Origin of the sequence: Pelosinus sp. IPA-1 (genome assembly GCF_030269905.1) — a bacterium.
In the GTDB taxonomy this organism is placed as follows: Bacteria; Bacillota; Negativicutes; order DSM-13327; family DSM-13327; genus Pelosinus.
Window position 1 is genome coordinate 280,291 of sequence record NZ_BSVC01000002.1, and the last position, 13,693, is coordinate 293,983.

Sequence of the window (13,693 nt, forward strand, 5' to 3'; positions counted from 1 at the left end):
ACTGTTTTTCTTTATTAATAGATGTCTTGAAAATCTATCAAAATTAAAATCCGTTAAGTAATTATCTTATTTTAACTTGCACTTCAAAAATTTTTAAAATGGGATCCAGCTGGCATACTATTTGCATAATCAAAAAGTAGGTCGAGACGGATAACAATTACCGGTGACAGACCTACAAAATTTTGAGGGAGGATCTTTACGAATGATTAAGAGGGCATTTGGGACAGTTCTGGTATTAATTTTAATTTTCTGTGCGCTTGTCATCACACCCGTTTTTGCTCAGGGCAATGCTATTACAGACCACAAAATTATTGCTTATCTGGCTGCTTGGGAAAACTGGTCGGCACAAGACATTCCAGCTAAGAAATTAACGCATATCAATTTAGCGTTTGCGCGAATTGAAGATGGAAAAATTGCCAACGTAAAAATTGATGGAAAAGGGATTGAAGCTGTTCACTTTCAAGAATTGAGAAAAGCCAAACTGGAAAACCCCGACTTAAAAGTATTAATTGCGGTTGGCGGCTGGGGCGGCGACGGCTTTTCTGACGCCGCGCTGACACCGGAATCCCGCGATATATTTGCTAAAAGTGTTTCTGACTATTTGAGCGAACATGATCTGGATGGAATCGACATTGATTGGGAGTTTCCGGTTCAAGGCGGCTGGGGCGCTATTAAAGCCAGGCCGGAGGACAAGCAAAACTTTACCTTACTCCTTCAAGCCATTCGTACTGAATTGGACAATTTGAGCACAAGCACCAAAAAGGATTATCTGCTAACCTACGCCGCTAATGTGAATCAATGGGCTATTGACAATATTGAAATTGAAAAAGTAATACCACTAGTTGATCACATCAATCTTATGGCCTATGATTATCATGGCGGCTGGGAAGCCCAGACTGGACACCATACCGCTCTCTATGCCAACAAATTGGATACCTTGGGCATCGGCGGAGCGGCTGATGCGGTGCTTCGTTATATATCCGCCGGTGTCCCTTCCGGCAAAATTGTACTAGGTACTGCGTTTTACGGACGCCTCTGGGAACAAGTAGAGGCAAAGAACAACGGTTTGTATCAAAAAGCCTCCACCAAAAATGCTCGTGATATTTCCTACAAAGAAATAGTTTCCGCCTATACTAAACAAACAGGGTTCACCCGCTACTGGGATGAGACAGCCAAAGCGGCCTACTTATTCAATCCTAAAACCAAAGTTTTTATTACCTATGACGACCCGCTGGCACTGGAATATAAAGTAAAGTTTGTTCGCGATCATAAGCTTGGTGGTGTTATGCTGTGGGAGTTAAGTAAAGATATGGATGGAACCTTAATTGACATATTATATAAAAATATAAAGCAATAAACCATAAACTTGCTCAAGCCTGAAATTCACAATTCTCTTATAAAATAGGACGGTACCGGATAGCGTCACGGGATCGCTGCTCCGGACCCCTATCCATGTAATGAGAATAGAGGAATAGATAATAGTTAGAGCTGATCAAAAAAAACAATATATACGACAAACTCCTGCAAAGCAGCCTAGCCTTGCAGGAGTTTTGTATTTTAATGGTAAATAGGATAGAAATATCGTCCCCTTGAATTTTTAGGGTGGGGTAGTAGTTTTGGGAGGTAATACAATGAGTAAAAATACTATATTTATGTATGTTCTCAATACAATGGCGGATTGGGAATGGGGCTATATAACCGCTGAATTGAAAACCGGACGGTTTTTTAAAAAAGGAATACCAGCATTTATGATTAAAACAGTTAGTTTAAATAAGGAACCGATTACAACCATGGGTGGGCTTCGAATCATACCCGATTTGAGCATCGATGAAATTAATAATCAGGATTGTGCTCTTCTGCTATTGCCTGGCGGTGAAACGTGGATGGATTCCCAGCATGTTTCAATATTGAAGAAGGCAAAAGATTGTTTAGATAGTGGTATTCCTGTTGCTGCCATTTGTGGTGCTACTATGGCACTCGCGTCAGTCGGAATTTTAGACGCATATCGGCACACTAGTAATGATTTTGCATATCTCAAAAAAGAATGCCCAAATTATCATGGGGAAGAGAACTTCCAATTTCAAAGTGCAGTTACCGATGGTGATCTTATTACTGCCAGTGGTATAGCACCGATAGAGCTAGCTTATCAAGTTTTTAAGCGACTTGATGTATTTTCAGATGAGACCTTAGATTGCTGGTATCAGCTTCACAAAGTACAAGATCCTCAGTACTTTTATAAACTAATGCAATCTCTTGGATAGGGATTTTAGCGACTTATCAATAAATTTACTTATATTACATTTTATAATTTGAAATTAATCAATTCCTAACTCAAAAGAACCGTCCCCCTTGAGTTTAAGCGGGATTGCGGAGACATTGGAACTCAACCGTGAAATGGTAAGAAAGGCGCAAGTGTCAAAGGGCCTGTCTCCTTGACACTCTTGCGGTATTTTTCCATCTGACTATTTAGATAGGATTATTGACATTGAAAGTAATTAATGATGCCCTTTGCAATGCCGTCAGCTATTTGATTTTGATAGGTCTTATCCACAAGACATAATGCTTCCGCAGGATTGGACAAATAACCTATTTCAATTAATGCTGCCGGCACGTCATTATGAACGAGTACATAGAAATTGGCTGGGCTAACACCATTATCAACTGCGCAGGTTTCATTTACTAAAGAAGTTTGGATAGCACAGGCAAGGGCATAAGAGCGTCCTTCCGGGAAATAACTGGCAGGACCTACAAGATTGATATTTGGAACATCGTCAACATGCACGCTTACGAAAATATCAGCGTTAGAGTTTTTTACAACATCCACTCGGGCTTGGAGATCAGCGTCAAGATTCGAGCCAGCTGGGGCTAGGCTAACGTCACGTGTTCGCGTCATAATAACTGTAGCGCCTAACCTGGTTAGCTTTTTGCGTAGTTTAAGAGCGACCGATAGATTAATATCAGATTCCCGAAACCCATAGTGTATGCCTCCCGAATAAATACCTCCATGACCAGGGTCTAGGACAATAATTTTATTCAACAATGCTTTTGCTACTTTGACGGAGCCGCAGTGGCAATTACTAACGTCTTTTTGATGAAAGTCATCGGAATCCCAGTGCCACATTTTTATTCCCTCCAAATATGCGATTTGCTATATATTATGTTAAAAGGTATAAAGAGGTTCCGTCAGCTGACTACACCCATTGGCTTTTAAAAATTTGTAAACAAGCAGTGTTTTAAGTGAACTTGGTGTCATGTTTTATATATGCTACATCAAGTTAAACGGTGATAGCAACTCAAAAGAACCGTCCCTTTGAATTTTAATATGGTAGTATTCTGATGGTTGAAATAAGGGGGATTTTTTTGAATAAAAGACAGCGTGATGATCAAGTCATTTCAAAAAAAGCAATATATATTATTGGCTTTACTTTATTAATAATATTTACTGGGTTTATATTTTACAATACCAAAGATTTAACAATAGAGGGTGCTGTTAAAAAAGAGGCATTAATGAATGAATTTAGTTTACTTCAACCGTTACCAGATGCAATTGAGAGTAAAATATATTCACATAATAAGGTAATGCAGGCCGGTGTTAGTGCATACTATCGGTCAAACAAGAGCTATAGTGAGATTCATTCATACTATGTTGCCGAGGCTACTAAAAAAGGATGGACATTTATAAGTGAGGATACGGTGGGAGATTGGGGAAAAGACGTAGGCGGAAAAACAATTAATTTTCGTAAAGGTGACTACACACTATCTATCCAATATGCTGGTGAAAAGGCCGACTATGGCTGGGATCTAGCGGTTGGTTTGGGATGGCGTTTACCTTAAATAAATTCTATATAAGGGATAGCTAAAACAGAGAGCAGATAAATTATCTCAGGTGAAGGCAGAATAGAAAAGTATGAGCTAAAATGGTGAATTCTTAGTAGTCTTAAACTAGATAATGGGATAAGGGGACAGGGTGTATAAGACAAGAAGATAGGTACTCGAAAGAACCGTCCCTGTGAGTTTTCTTTGATTGATGGTTGAGTTGTGAAGATTTTCAGAGGGAAATATTGAATATGATGGAGGGTTATTATGCCGCAGATTATAATTAAAGGGATGAAGAAGCAGGATATTAAAACGATAAGTAAAGGTTTGGTTGATGAATTGCAGCAAATTATTGGCTGTCCGCGGGATTATTTTACCATTGAGGCTGTTGAGTCCGCTTTTATTTTGGATGGGGAAGAAGTAGCGGGTACGCCTTTTGTGCAGGTGAATTGGTTTGACAGGGGGCAGGAGGTGCAGGATAAGGCGGCAATGGCTATTGACGAATGCATTCGCCGGGTAGGATATCCACAAATTGATGTGTTTTTTCTAGTTCTAGAGGAAAGTAAGTATTACGAGAATGGTAAGCATTATTAAGAATATATAATATGGTATTTGTTATATAGCGAGGCTATATGACATTTCATCCCTTTCCAGTTTTCTTTTCATGAGACAAGAAAATGGGAGTGACTCAAAAGAACCGTCCCTTGTAATTTTTTAGGAATGTTGTAATAAAATCGTAGAATATTAAGAGGTGATTGATATGGCAAAATTCTTTTTTCCAAGCTGTAAGGCAAAAGCTACTTATACACAAGCAAGTGAAAAACTGCGTATCTACATGAGGGATAGATATAATATCGATTCAGTCGGGTGTTGTCGTGCGGAGCATCAAAAGCTAACTGCTCAGGATAGCGCGATTGTTGTCTGTAATAATTGTGCCGCTATAATGGAAGAAAGCTCACAGGCTGGAAATATTGAGTTTGTCTGGGATTTGATCGACAATGATGTTGATTTTCCATTTCCAGATTATCATAGCGAGATAATAACGATTCAGGATTGCTGGGTTGCTTTTGAAAAACGACATCTTCAAGATACTGTACGTTCTCTTTTGAAGAAAATGAATATTAAGTATGTAGAACTGGATGAAAACTTTGGAAAGACCAAATTCTGTGGTGTGAATCTATTAGCTCCCTGTACACCGAGCAATGCCAAACTGGCTCCCAAACGCTATGTAGCGGAAGGTGCGCATATGTTTACCCCCTGTCCCCCAGAGGAGCAGATAGCATATTTTCAAAAGCACTGTACACAAATCCAGACAGAAAAAGTGGCATGTTATTGTAAATTCTGTAGAGAAGCAATTACGATGGGAGGAAAACAGGGCATCCATTTGTTGGAGTTGCTTTTTCCATGCTAAAGGTTATATTTTGATGGTAAATAGGATAGAAATATGGGATAGCGTTTTTCGAAGAGAAGTTTATGATCATATATTTATGACATAAGAGAAAAAAAAGACAGGGACTCAAACGAACTGTCCCTTTGATTTCATGATCTATCTCCTAAGCAATCAGTAGAAAGGGTCCAAGCCTTTCAAAATCTAGCATAGTCTTACAACTTTATACATAGTATGATTGTAATGTTATCCCATTTTAAGGAATTGGGAGGAAACCATATTATGAATTTAGATTGGAATATTATCATTGAAATTGTTTTAGGTGTAGTCATATATAAAATTGTAGATTCATTATTCAATGCTTTTTGGAAAGTAATTTGCAAGATGTTTGCTAAAATAGCTAAATAAGTATAATTGCCGACAGGACTGAAAGAATAAAACCTCGAACGAAATCATATGTCACACCTCACGGTGTCGAACTCCTGTCTATGCATAGAATAGAAGAACGACCAACAATCAATATATAACGACAAACACCTGCAATTTGGCCTAGCCTAGCAGGTGTTTTGTATTTTAAAGGTAAATAGGATAGAAATATGGGACACAAAATTTGCTTAATAAAACCGTTCCTTTGATTTTTTGTTGACAAAAGGAACGTCCCCTCTGTCAGTTTATGTTTACAGAAGGTTTTTTATCGGACGTTAGTGCTTTTTAAGTAGACATTTATTGTTAATGAAGATATTATATTATTGGTAATTATTTCCAAGACGAGGAGGCGGAATTTTGAAGAAAATCATATTTTTAGTTTTATCGTTATTTATAATAAATTATTTTTTTTCATTTGCAACAGCAAAAGATGAGTATAATTATGAAACTAAATTTAATCCTCAGGACATGAGAGAGGATTTATTATTTTTAGAGAAGACAATAAAAGAGGTTCATCCTAATCCATATCATTTTACATCTCAAGTTATATTCGAAAAGAAGATGGGGGAATTATTTAATAAAATTGATAAGCCACTTACTTATGATGAATTTTATTTTATTGTTCTCGAAGCAATTGGTCTAACAAAAGACTCTCATACAACTGCATACTATAGTAAAAAGCAAAGAGAGTTACCTATAGATTGGTACTGTTCAAAGGATGGGTTGTTTATTACAAAAAATAATTTTTTTCAAATAGGTGATAAAGTTGAAACAATAGGCAATAAATCAGTACATGAAATCATAAATGAATTTAAGACAATGATTCCGGCCGAGAATGATTATTGGGTTATGAGCAATTTAGAACGAAGGCTAAAACAAGAAGCTTTTTTAAGAAAGCTGAGTCTTATAGACAATGATGGAAAAGTACGAATAAAAGTTAAAACAGCAAACAATATTACAAAGGTAAAAAAACTTGATGTTTTGCCAAGCCCAGTTTCGCCCAATGATGTTTCGTATTCATATCAAATTATCCCAGAAAGTAATTTAGGAATAATTTATTTAGATGAGTGTATAAACAATTCTGGTTATCGGAAGATGCTTGAGGCTTTTTTTGATGAGGTTCAAGCAAAAAAGATTTCTAAGGTTGCTATTGATATTAGAAATAATTACGGTGGAAGCTCAAGTGTACTTGATGAATTTTTGGCCTATACAATGGTAGACGAGTATAAAAACTATTCAAAGTTGATACATTGGTCTGAACAAGCAATTCAACAAGGGGGATTAGAGGACATGATTGATTATAGTGCTTATAATCGTAAAGGTAAGTTTACTCAAAAGATAATCCATAAAACGAATAACCTATTTAAGGGAAAAATATATGTCATTACATCTAAAAATACATTTAGCTCAGCAACTATGGTTGCTGTGAAACTTAAAGATAACAACATAGGCACTGTAATTGGCGAGCCAACTGGTGGTGCTCCTTCACACTATGGGGAACTACTACGATTTAGATTGCCTAAATCAAAGATACGTTTTTATGTTTCATGCACAACATTTGTTAGACCCAATCCTCACAACGTTTCTACAACTACCCTTAAACCCGATGTGTATATCCCGTATACTCGAAATAACATTGTTTTAGGAAAAGACCCTGCGATAGATTGGTTAAAAGCAGTAAAGTAACATAAGCCTTTATTATCCGACGCAATCAGATCTCTATTATTAGCGTACGTTTTGGGCATTTGGCTGGTGAGATCCCCTAAACACGCGCGCAACAATCCACATATTAAAAGGGTGTCGCAGGCGACAATACAAACGATTAAGGTTAGTGTCAATAACGCCGTCCCCATGACAGGTTCGACCAAATGTCCCGCTGCAAAAAGATGTACACAAATGATTTTTAGTTACAGAAATTAATAGAATAGATGCTTGTAAATTTATGAACCTGCAGGATATACCCCTGATAAGTATGAGGGATTTAAAAAGAGCTTGAAATAAATTTATTCAACATAGCAAGATGGTTCATTGACTATTAAAAGGGGAGATTACTATATTTAAGTTTAATGCTTTAATACCAGAAATATCTGTTTCAAATATAAATAAAAGCCTGAATTTTTACTTGAATATTCTCTTATTTAACTTAGAATACGAACGAAAAGAAAATAAGTTTGCCTTTGTATCATTAAATAATTCTCAAATTATGATTAAAGAGATAAATGGACGTTGGGAAACGGGAACTTTATCGTATCCTTTTGGAAGAGGAATTAACTTTCAAATAGAAATAGAAAATATTGATGAGTTATATCAAAACATAAAAAAACAGGACTATCCAATTAAGATAGAAATACAAGAGAATTGGTATAGAGTAAATAATAAATTAACAGGTCAAAAAGAATTTTTAGTTATGGACCCAGATGGTTATCTACTAAGATTTGCTAAAGATTTGGGAGAAAGAAAATAAGAACCCTTGTAAGTTATAAGATAGGATGGTAATTGAAAAGTGTCAGGGGCAGGTACATTGACCTAAAATATATAAGATGGTGAACTTTGTATATTAGGGGGGGAGCAGTATGCCAAGATGTGCTCGAATAAAAAGCCATACGCAGGTTTACCACATAATGCTAAGAGGTAATAATCGAGAAAAGATATGTGTCAAGGGACCTGTCCCCTTGACATTATCCCCTTGACATTAAGGTTATAGGAGGAAATAAAATGGATAAAAATGTGAAAGAAAGATTTGATAATGCAAGCAAAGAGTATGTGACTGATAGATATATTTGGAGATATAGAGCAGGTCAATTGGTAAGTAAATTAGTAAATCCAAATTTAAATGATATTATTTTAGATATGGGGTGTGGTACGGGTAAACAAATTGTTGAGCTTTCTAATGCTATAAAACTTGGCATAGGAATTGATATAAGCGAAGGAATGATTAAACAATCAATTGAAAATGCTAGTAACGAAAATAGAAAAAATGTTGAATTTTTTATTGGAACCTTTGATGAACCAGATGGAAACGTTGATTTGAAGAAAAAGCAAATTACAAAAATTATTTCAAATTATGCACTACATCACTTGAATTTACATGAAAAGAAGAATGCAATTGAAAAGATGGTTTACATAGGAGGACAAAGCTTACAAACTATTGTTATTGGTGATTTAATGTTTTTTGAAAATCCAGATAAATACGAAGATGAATATGATACAATTGGCTATGGGCCAGGAGGTGACCAACCATCAATGGTTGAAGAGTTGATTAAATGTTTTTCAGAATTAGATTATAGCATTGAAGTACATCGATTACATGCCCTTGTAGGTGTTTTAGTAGCTAATAAAAGATAGAAAAAAGCGGTTTCCGTGTATTGAATTTAGATCGCTGTACCCATAGATTGTTCACCAACTACTAAAAATAATAATCGAAACAAGAAAAGCCACTTATTGGAATTAATATCCAGAATGTGGCTCATTTTTACATGTATGTCGGCTATACCCGAGTTAGAGCTGATAAAAAAATTAATATATACGATAAACTCCTGCAAAGCGGCTTAGCCTTGCAGGAGTTTTGGATTTTAATGGTAAATAGGATAGAAATATGGGATATCGTCTTTAATGAGTCGAATAACCGTCCCCTGACTCGTTATTATTCTGTACAGGAAATTTATAGAAAATGGTTGGGTGAATATGAACGTTGAACCGGTTAGGAAAGCCCCTTGGATAATATTATTCTTGGGAATAGTATGTATATCAGTATCTGCAATTTTCGTAAAAGAAGCTCATGTCAATGGAATCTCTTCAGCTTTTTATAGAATATTTTTTGCCATACTATTTATACTGCCTTTTTATATTAGAACAAAGAATAAAAATATGAGTTATAAAGGAATTTGTATTTGTTTATTAGGCGGAATGTTTTTTGCTTTTGAACTGGTCTTTTGGAACATAGCAGTTATAATTTCTAATGCTACATTTCCTACATTGATTGTAAATCTTTCCTCTATATGGGTGGGTATAGGGGCTATGATCTTATTCAAGGAAAAACTAAATCATTTCCACTGGATCGGCAATGGTATAGCCATGTTTGGAATAGCCGTGTTAATTGGAATTAGTAATATTGTTGAAATGAAAGTCGACAGAGGTTTTATATTTTCCATTATTGCAAGTATATTTTTAGCTTTGTATGTTTTATCAGTGAAACAAGTACGACTTAAAAATAGTACTCTGCAGGTTGTATTTTTTACTTTTTTAGGTTCTGTCGTAACATTATTCATTTGCTGTATTATTACAAAAAGTGAATTGTATGGATTTTCGTCTATATCCTGGGTTTACCTATTATGTCTAGGTTTAATTACCCAAGTTGGAGGATACTTTTTTATTAATTTTTCTCTTGGCTATATCGACTCGTCAAAAGTTTCGATATTCACACTGGTTCAACCAATACTTACAGCAATATTTGCCGTGATAATTTTAAATGAATCATTTGCCATGCACCATATAATTGGGGGATTTCTTGTATTAATAGGACTCTTTATAGCAATTGCTATTAAAAGATGCCCATTTGCGCCAAAGAGTATCTTGTAAGATGACAGAAAAGAACGTCCCTTCTGTCATCTTACATCAAGTTACCAGCTTTTGCACGTATCTCGGCTTCCACCCTAGAGGATGTCGTTGGTAATGACTCTAATCAAATTATTATATAAAAACCTAAACCCAGAACAAAAAAATTATTTATCCGTCTTATGTTCTTCAATAAAATGTGGTCTTGTTTTTACCCTATCAAGAAATCTTGTCTCATCTTCAATTACCCCAGTATCTGGTGCATACATTTTAGCTACCCAAGCTTCATAAGCCTCTCGATTCTGAAAAGACATTTCGGTTATTACATCAAAATCTTCTTCTGTACCCCCAATAATATAGTTTCTTTTATATCCATCCGGAACAGGAGCAATACTTACAATTAAAGGTACGTGATTATTCTCGTAATAGTCAATAAATTCTTTTGTATTCAACCCTTCTTTTTTCGTAAGAAAAGACATCACTTTAAACATTTTTAGTTCCTCCCTAATTTTAATTTCAATCGATTCACTATTATTGTCTCGATTTGCTATACTCAATATAGAATAAAAAAGATACAAAATAAACGAAATTAACAATCTTGTACGTTACCACCACCGCATTCAATTTGGTCTGCTGGTTGAACAATCACAGCGCTTCGGACTGCTACGTAGAAGCCAACAACAGCTGTCACTAGGTGCAAAGTAAAGTTTAAAACGTAGTAATATCAACGATTTGATATAGATATGCACTTCTAAAAATATTGAAAAAATGTAATAATAAAAACTCTTCAAAATGGCTATTTTGCTGGCTTTTTAATGTTACTTTGCACTTCATGACACGTTTGCTGGTATTGGGTCTATTAGCAAAATATTTTATTAATATTTATAGAGTGGCACTAAGGTATTTCTTTTACGTCTTATGATATAACTCCTGCAAAGTGGCTTAGCCTTGCAGGGGTTTTGTATTTTAATGGTAAATAGGATAGAAATATGGGACACCGTTTTTCGAAGATAAATTTATGATCATATATTTATGACATAAGACAAAAAGAGGATAGTGACTCAGAAGAACTGTCCCCTTGAGTTTTCCATGATTAAGTATTATGCGGAGGGCGTATGAGTGATTTACGAGAAACTCTTAAAAAAGCAATAAGCGATCCTAGTATGAGACCACAATTTTATGAGCAGTTGATTAAATCAGATGTGTTTGTTATCACTGATGGACGAGAAATGCCGATTGAAAAGGGAGTATTACAGCCTGGAGCGACAGTGGGCATCAAAACATTAAAAAATCCTGATGATAATCCGGTAATTCCAGTTTATTCGAGCCTTGAACAATTGCAAAAGTCCATTCAAGAAAAGGTTATTTATTTGCAACTACCGTGTAAAGAGTTGTTTTCAATTATTAAGGGTAGTTATGTAGTTTTAGATCCCAATACAGAATATATGAAAGAGTTTCCTCCTGAGGAGATTGAAGCGATTGTGAACGGTACGATTTTTGTAACAGGTAGGCAAATGGTAGCCAACAAGAAAACACAAGTCATGATTGGGCAACCAGCAGTCTATCCGCAAGAAATAGTGGATAGACTAACCTCTTATTTTAAGAGAGATACAAGAGTAAAAAAAGCTTATCTGGCTCAGTTTTACAATCCGGAAAGTGATGATCGTGCTCACCCCCTGATCGTAATTGAATGCGCTGAAGAAGCTTATTCAGACATTAGTGGTAAAGCAGGGATGGTAGTGAATGCAATTGTGGCACCAGGCGAATATGTTGATATGATCAGAGCAGACTCGTCAAATATAGCACTAAGCGTAACCAAAGACTTTCAGCCATTCTACAAGAAAAAATGGTTGGGTATTTTTTGAATAAGGAGCGGATGATAATATGATTGTTCAACCGTCTATAAATAATTATGAAACGCTGATTAATATTTGGGAAAACTCGGTTCGGGCAACGCATGACTTCCTCAAGGAAGAAGACCTTCAATTTTATAAGCCATTAATCTTGAACGAATATTTCTACCAGGTGAATTTATTTTGTCACAAAGATAGTAACCTTGAGATTACTGGATTTATGGGCATAGCGGATAATAACCTTGAAATGCTGTTTATTAATCCTGTATCGCGGGGCAAGGGGATAGGCAAAGAATTGCTTATTTATGCGATAGAGCAACAAAAAGTGAAACGGGTAGATGTTAATGAGCAGAATGCTCAGGCTATTGGCTTTTATAAGCATATGGGATTTCATGTCGTAAATCGTTCTGAATTTGATGGGGCAGGGAAACCTTATCCTATCTTGCACATGGAATTAAAATGTTATTAGGCTAAATTTTAAATGGTAAATATGTACTTATAAGCTAAACGTTCTATAATGTCAAGGGGACAGGTACATTGGCACAAAATAATAAGATGGTAAGACATTGGAACTAAACCGCGAAATGGTAAGAAAGGTGCAAGTGTCAAGGGACCTGTCCCCTTGACATGCAAAACTCCTGCAAAGCACCTAGCCTTGCAGGAGTTTTGTATTTTAATTGTAACTAGGATAGCAATATGGGATTTGCTTTTTAAAGATAGGTACTCAAAAGAACCGTCCCATCTGTCATTTATTTTGCATCAATTTAATAAAGTGGCTGGCCCAAATCCTGGATGAGTCCGGCCTGTATCGGCTGCCATCCCAGCTGATACCGTGTCTTTTGACTTGAAGAAGGAATATCCATCATGGCAAAATGTGAGAACCAGCCAAAATGATGGTTTGCTTCCTCGGGGGTTTTACTGACGATGGGAACGTTTAATCGATGACCGATTACTTCAGCAATCTCTCTAAGAGGTACTCCCTCTTCATCTACCCCATGATACCGAGCTCCTGCCACCCCTTTTTCAAAAGCAAGTCTAAATAAGCGGGCTGCGTCAAGCCGATGCACAGCCGGCCAGCGGTTAAGCCCTTCACCAACAAAGGCAGAAACCCCTTGATTCCGTGCAATGTCAATGAGCAGGGAAACAAAACCATACCTGCCATCTCCATGAACGGAAGGAGCAAGGCGTACTACCGATACATGTACGCCACGCTCTGCTGCTAAATCTGCGGCTTCTTCCGAAGCAGTACGAGGGTGGGCAGCAGCCCCGGAAGCCGTTAAGGTATCTTCCGTCCCAAGTTGACCAGGGGGAAGAAGCGCAACGCCAGAGGTAACAACCAAGGGACGGTCGGTACCCATGAGGGTAGAACTGAGGGTCTCAATGACACGTCTATCTGTCTCACAATTTTCCTGAAATTTAGAGAAATCATGGTTAAAAGCTAGGTGAATCACACCATCTGACATAGCCGCTCCCCTGCGCAAACTATCTAAGTCTTCAATATCTCCCCGATGAACTTGCGCACCCATTTCAATAAGGGACTTAACCCCGACTTCTGAGCGAGCAAGACCAAGCACCTCATAGCCGGCATTCATTAATTCCTTTACAACAGCGGAACCGATAAAACCTGTAGCTCCTGTTACAAATACACGCATTATAC

The 13,693-nt window shown here is 36.6% G+C and carries 15 protein-coding genes; 12 read left to right on the forward strand and 3 right to left on the reverse strand.

All coding sequences use genetic code 11. From position 1 onward, the window contains the following. Positions 1 to 202: 202 nt before the first annotated feature. Positions 203 to 1,357, forward strand: a complete 1,155-nt coding sequence (locus QSJ81_RS05025) for a glycoside hydrolase family 18 protein (RefSeq protein ID WP_285716325.1) — start codon at positions 203 to 205, stop codon at positions 1,355 to 1,357. A gap of 274 nt (positions 1,358 to 1,631) precedes the next feature. Next, positions 1,632 to 2,261 (forward strand): type 1 glutamine amidotransferase family protein, encoded by a 630-nt coding sequence (locus QSJ81_RS05030; protein ID WP_285716326.1) that lies wholly within the window; start codon positions 1,632 to 1,634, stop codon positions 2,259 to 2,261. A 215-nt stretch (positions 2,262 to 2,476) separates the two neighbouring features. Here the strand turns inward: QSJ81_RS05030 and QSJ81_RS05035 are convergent, their stop codons facing one another. Continuing rightward, positions 2,477 to 3,121: an N-acetylmuramoyl-L-alanine amidase family protein gene (locus QSJ81_RS05035; protein WP_285716327.1), complete on the reverse strand. Its 645-nt coding sequence runs from the start codon at positions 3,119 to 3,121 to the stop codon at positions 2,477 to 2,479. Between the two features lie 239 nt (positions 3,122 to 3,360). Between QSJ81_RS05035 and QSJ81_RS05040 the strand changes: the two genes are divergently transcribed. The 8 genes from QSJ81_RS05040 (at position 3,361) to QSJ81_RS05075 (ending at position 10,207) form a co-directional block, all read left to right on the forward strand. Beyond that, the gene (locus QSJ81_RS05040; RefSeq protein WP_285716328.1) at positions 3,361 to 3,834 is read left to right on the forward strand and encodes a hypothetical protein; all 474 of its coding nucleotides are present in this window, start codon (positions 3,361 to 3,363) and stop codon (positions 3,832 to 3,834) included. 249 nt (positions 3,835 to 4,083) lie between these two features. After that, positions 4,084 to 4,410, forward strand: a complete 327-nt coding sequence (locus QSJ81_RS05045) for a DUF1904 family protein (protein WP_038672716.1) — start codon at positions 4,084 to 4,086, stop codon at positions 4,408 to 4,410. 166 nt (positions 4,411 to 4,576) lie between these two features. Beyond that, positions 4,577 to 5,227, forward strand: a complete 651-nt coding sequence (locus QSJ81_RS05050) for a hypothetical protein (RefSeq protein WP_285716329.1) — start codon at positions 4,577 to 4,579, stop codon at positions 5,225 to 5,227. A 258-nt stretch (positions 5,228 to 5,485) separates the two neighbouring features. Continuing rightward, positions 5,486 to 5,611 carry a hypothetical protein gene (locus QSJ81_RS05055; RefSeq protein WP_285716330.1) on the forward strand — a complete coding sequence of 42 codons (126 nt, stop codon included), beginning with the start codon at positions 5,486 to 5,488 and terminating at the stop codon, positions 5,609 to 5,611. A gap of 375 nt (positions 5,612 to 5,986) precedes the next feature. Further along, a complete protein-coding gene (locus tag QSJ81_RS05060; RefSeq protein ID WP_285716331.1) occupies positions 5,987 to 7,315 on the forward strand; it encodes a S41 family peptidase in 1,329 nt (442 codons plus the stop codon). 397 nt (positions 7,316 to 7,712) lie between these two features. After that, positions 7,713 to 8,093: a bleomycin resistance protein gene (locus tag QSJ81_RS05065; protein WP_352230870.1), complete on the forward strand. Its 381-nt coding sequence runs from the start codon at positions 7,713 to 7,715 to the stop codon at positions 8,091 to 8,093. 251 nt (positions 8,094 to 8,344) lie between these two features. Continuing rightward, positions 8,345 to 8,974: a class I SAM-dependent methyltransferase gene (locus QSJ81_RS05070; RefSeq protein ID WP_285716333.1), complete on the forward strand. Its 630-nt coding sequence runs from the start codon at positions 8,345 to 8,347 to the stop codon at positions 8,972 to 8,974. 339 nt (positions 8,975 to 9,313) lie between these two features. Beyond that, positions 9,314 to 10,207, forward strand: coding sequence for a DMT family transporter (locus tag QSJ81_RS05075; RefSeq protein ID WP_285716334.1), 894 nt, complete (start codon positions 9,314 to 9,316; stop codon positions 10,205 to 10,207). Positions 10,208 to 10,350: 143 nt separating this feature from the next. On the opposite strand, the gene QSJ81_RS05080 is transcribed toward QSJ81_RS05075, so the two are convergent. After that, complete coding sequence (locus tag QSJ81_RS05080; RefSeq protein WP_285716335.1) at positions 10,351 to 10,674, reverse strand: EthD domain-containing protein; 324 nt, start codon at positions 10,672 to 10,674, stop codon at positions 10,351 to 10,353. 624 nt (positions 10,675 to 11,298) lie between these two features. Between QSJ81_RS05080 and QSJ81_RS05085 the strand changes: the two genes are divergently transcribed. Both QSJ81_RS05085 and QSJ81_RS05090 read left to right on the forward strand, forming a co-directional pair. After that, entirely contained in the window at positions 11,299 to 12,048 is a 750-nt protein-coding gene (locus QSJ81_RS05085) for an enhanced serine sensitivity protein SseB C-terminal domain-containing protein (protein ID WP_285716336.1), read from the forward strand. Positions 12,049 to 12,067: 19 nt separating this feature from the next. Next, a complete protein-coding gene (locus tag QSJ81_RS05090; protein WP_285716337.1) occupies positions 12,068 to 12,505 on the forward strand; it encodes a GNAT family N-acetyltransferase in 438 nt (145 codons plus the stop codon). Between the two features lie 295 nt (positions 12,506 to 12,800). Here QSJ81_RS05090 and QSJ81_RS05095 read toward each other — a convergent pair whose 3' ends face one another. Beyond that, positions 12,801 to 13,688, reverse strand: coding sequence for an SDR family oxidoreductase (locus QSJ81_RS05095; protein ID WP_285716338.1), 888 nt, complete (start codon positions 13,686 to 13,688; stop codon positions 12,801 to 12,803). Positions 13,689 to 13,693 lie beyond the last annotated feature (5 nt).

What these genes read in the sequence shown, in the direction of transcription:
- QSJ81_RS05025 (WP_285716325.1), top strand. Translation starts at nt 203, where the DNA reads ATGATTAAGAGGGCATTTGGGACAGTTCTGGTATTAATTTTAATTTTC.
- QSJ81_RS05030 (WP_285716326.1), top strand. Translation starts at nt 1,632, where the DNA reads ATGAGTAAAAATACTATATTTATGTATGTTCTCAATACAATGGCGGAT.
- QSJ81_RS05035 (WP_285716327.1), bottom strand. Translation starts at nt 3,121, where the DNA reads ATGTGGCACTGGGATTCCGATGACTTTCATCAAAAAGACGTTAGTAAT.
- QSJ81_RS05045 (WP_038672716.1), top strand. Translation starts at nt 4,084, where the DNA reads ATGCCGCAGATTATAATTAAAGGGATGAAGAAGCAGGATATTAAAACG.
- QSJ81_RS05050 (WP_285716329.1), top strand. Translation starts at nt 4,577, where the DNA reads ATGGCAAAATTCTTTTTTCCAAGCTGTAAGGCAAAAGCTACTTATACA.
- QSJ81_RS05055 (WP_285716330.1), top strand. Translation starts at nt 5,486, where the DNA reads ATGAATTTAGATTGGAATATTATCATTGAAATTGTTTTAGGTGTAGTC.
- QSJ81_RS05070 (WP_285716333.1), top strand. Translation starts at nt 8,345, where the DNA reads ATGGATAAAAATGTGAAAGAAAGATTTGATAATGCAAGCAAAGAGTAT.
- QSJ81_RS05075 (WP_285716334.1), top strand. Translation starts at nt 9,314, where the DNA reads ATGAACGTTGAACCGGTTAGGAAAGCCCCTTGGATAATATTATTCTTG.
- QSJ81_RS05080 (WP_285716335.1), bottom strand. Translation starts at nt 10,674, where the DNA reads ATGTTTAAAGTGATGTCTTTTCTTACGAAAAAAGAAGGGTTGAATACA.
- QSJ81_RS05085 (WP_285716336.1), top strand. Translation starts at nt 11,299, where the DNA reads ATGAGTGATTTACGAGAAACTCTTAAAAAAGCAATAAGCGATCCTAGT.
- QSJ81_RS05090 (WP_285716337.1), top strand. Translation starts at nt 12,068, where the DNA reads ATGATTGTTCAACCGTCTATAAATAATTATGAAACGCTGATTAATATT.
- QSJ81_RS05095 (WP_285716338.1), bottom strand. Translation starts at nt 13,688, where the DNA reads ATGCGTGTATTTGTAACAGGAGCTACAGGTTTTATCGGTTCCGCTGTT.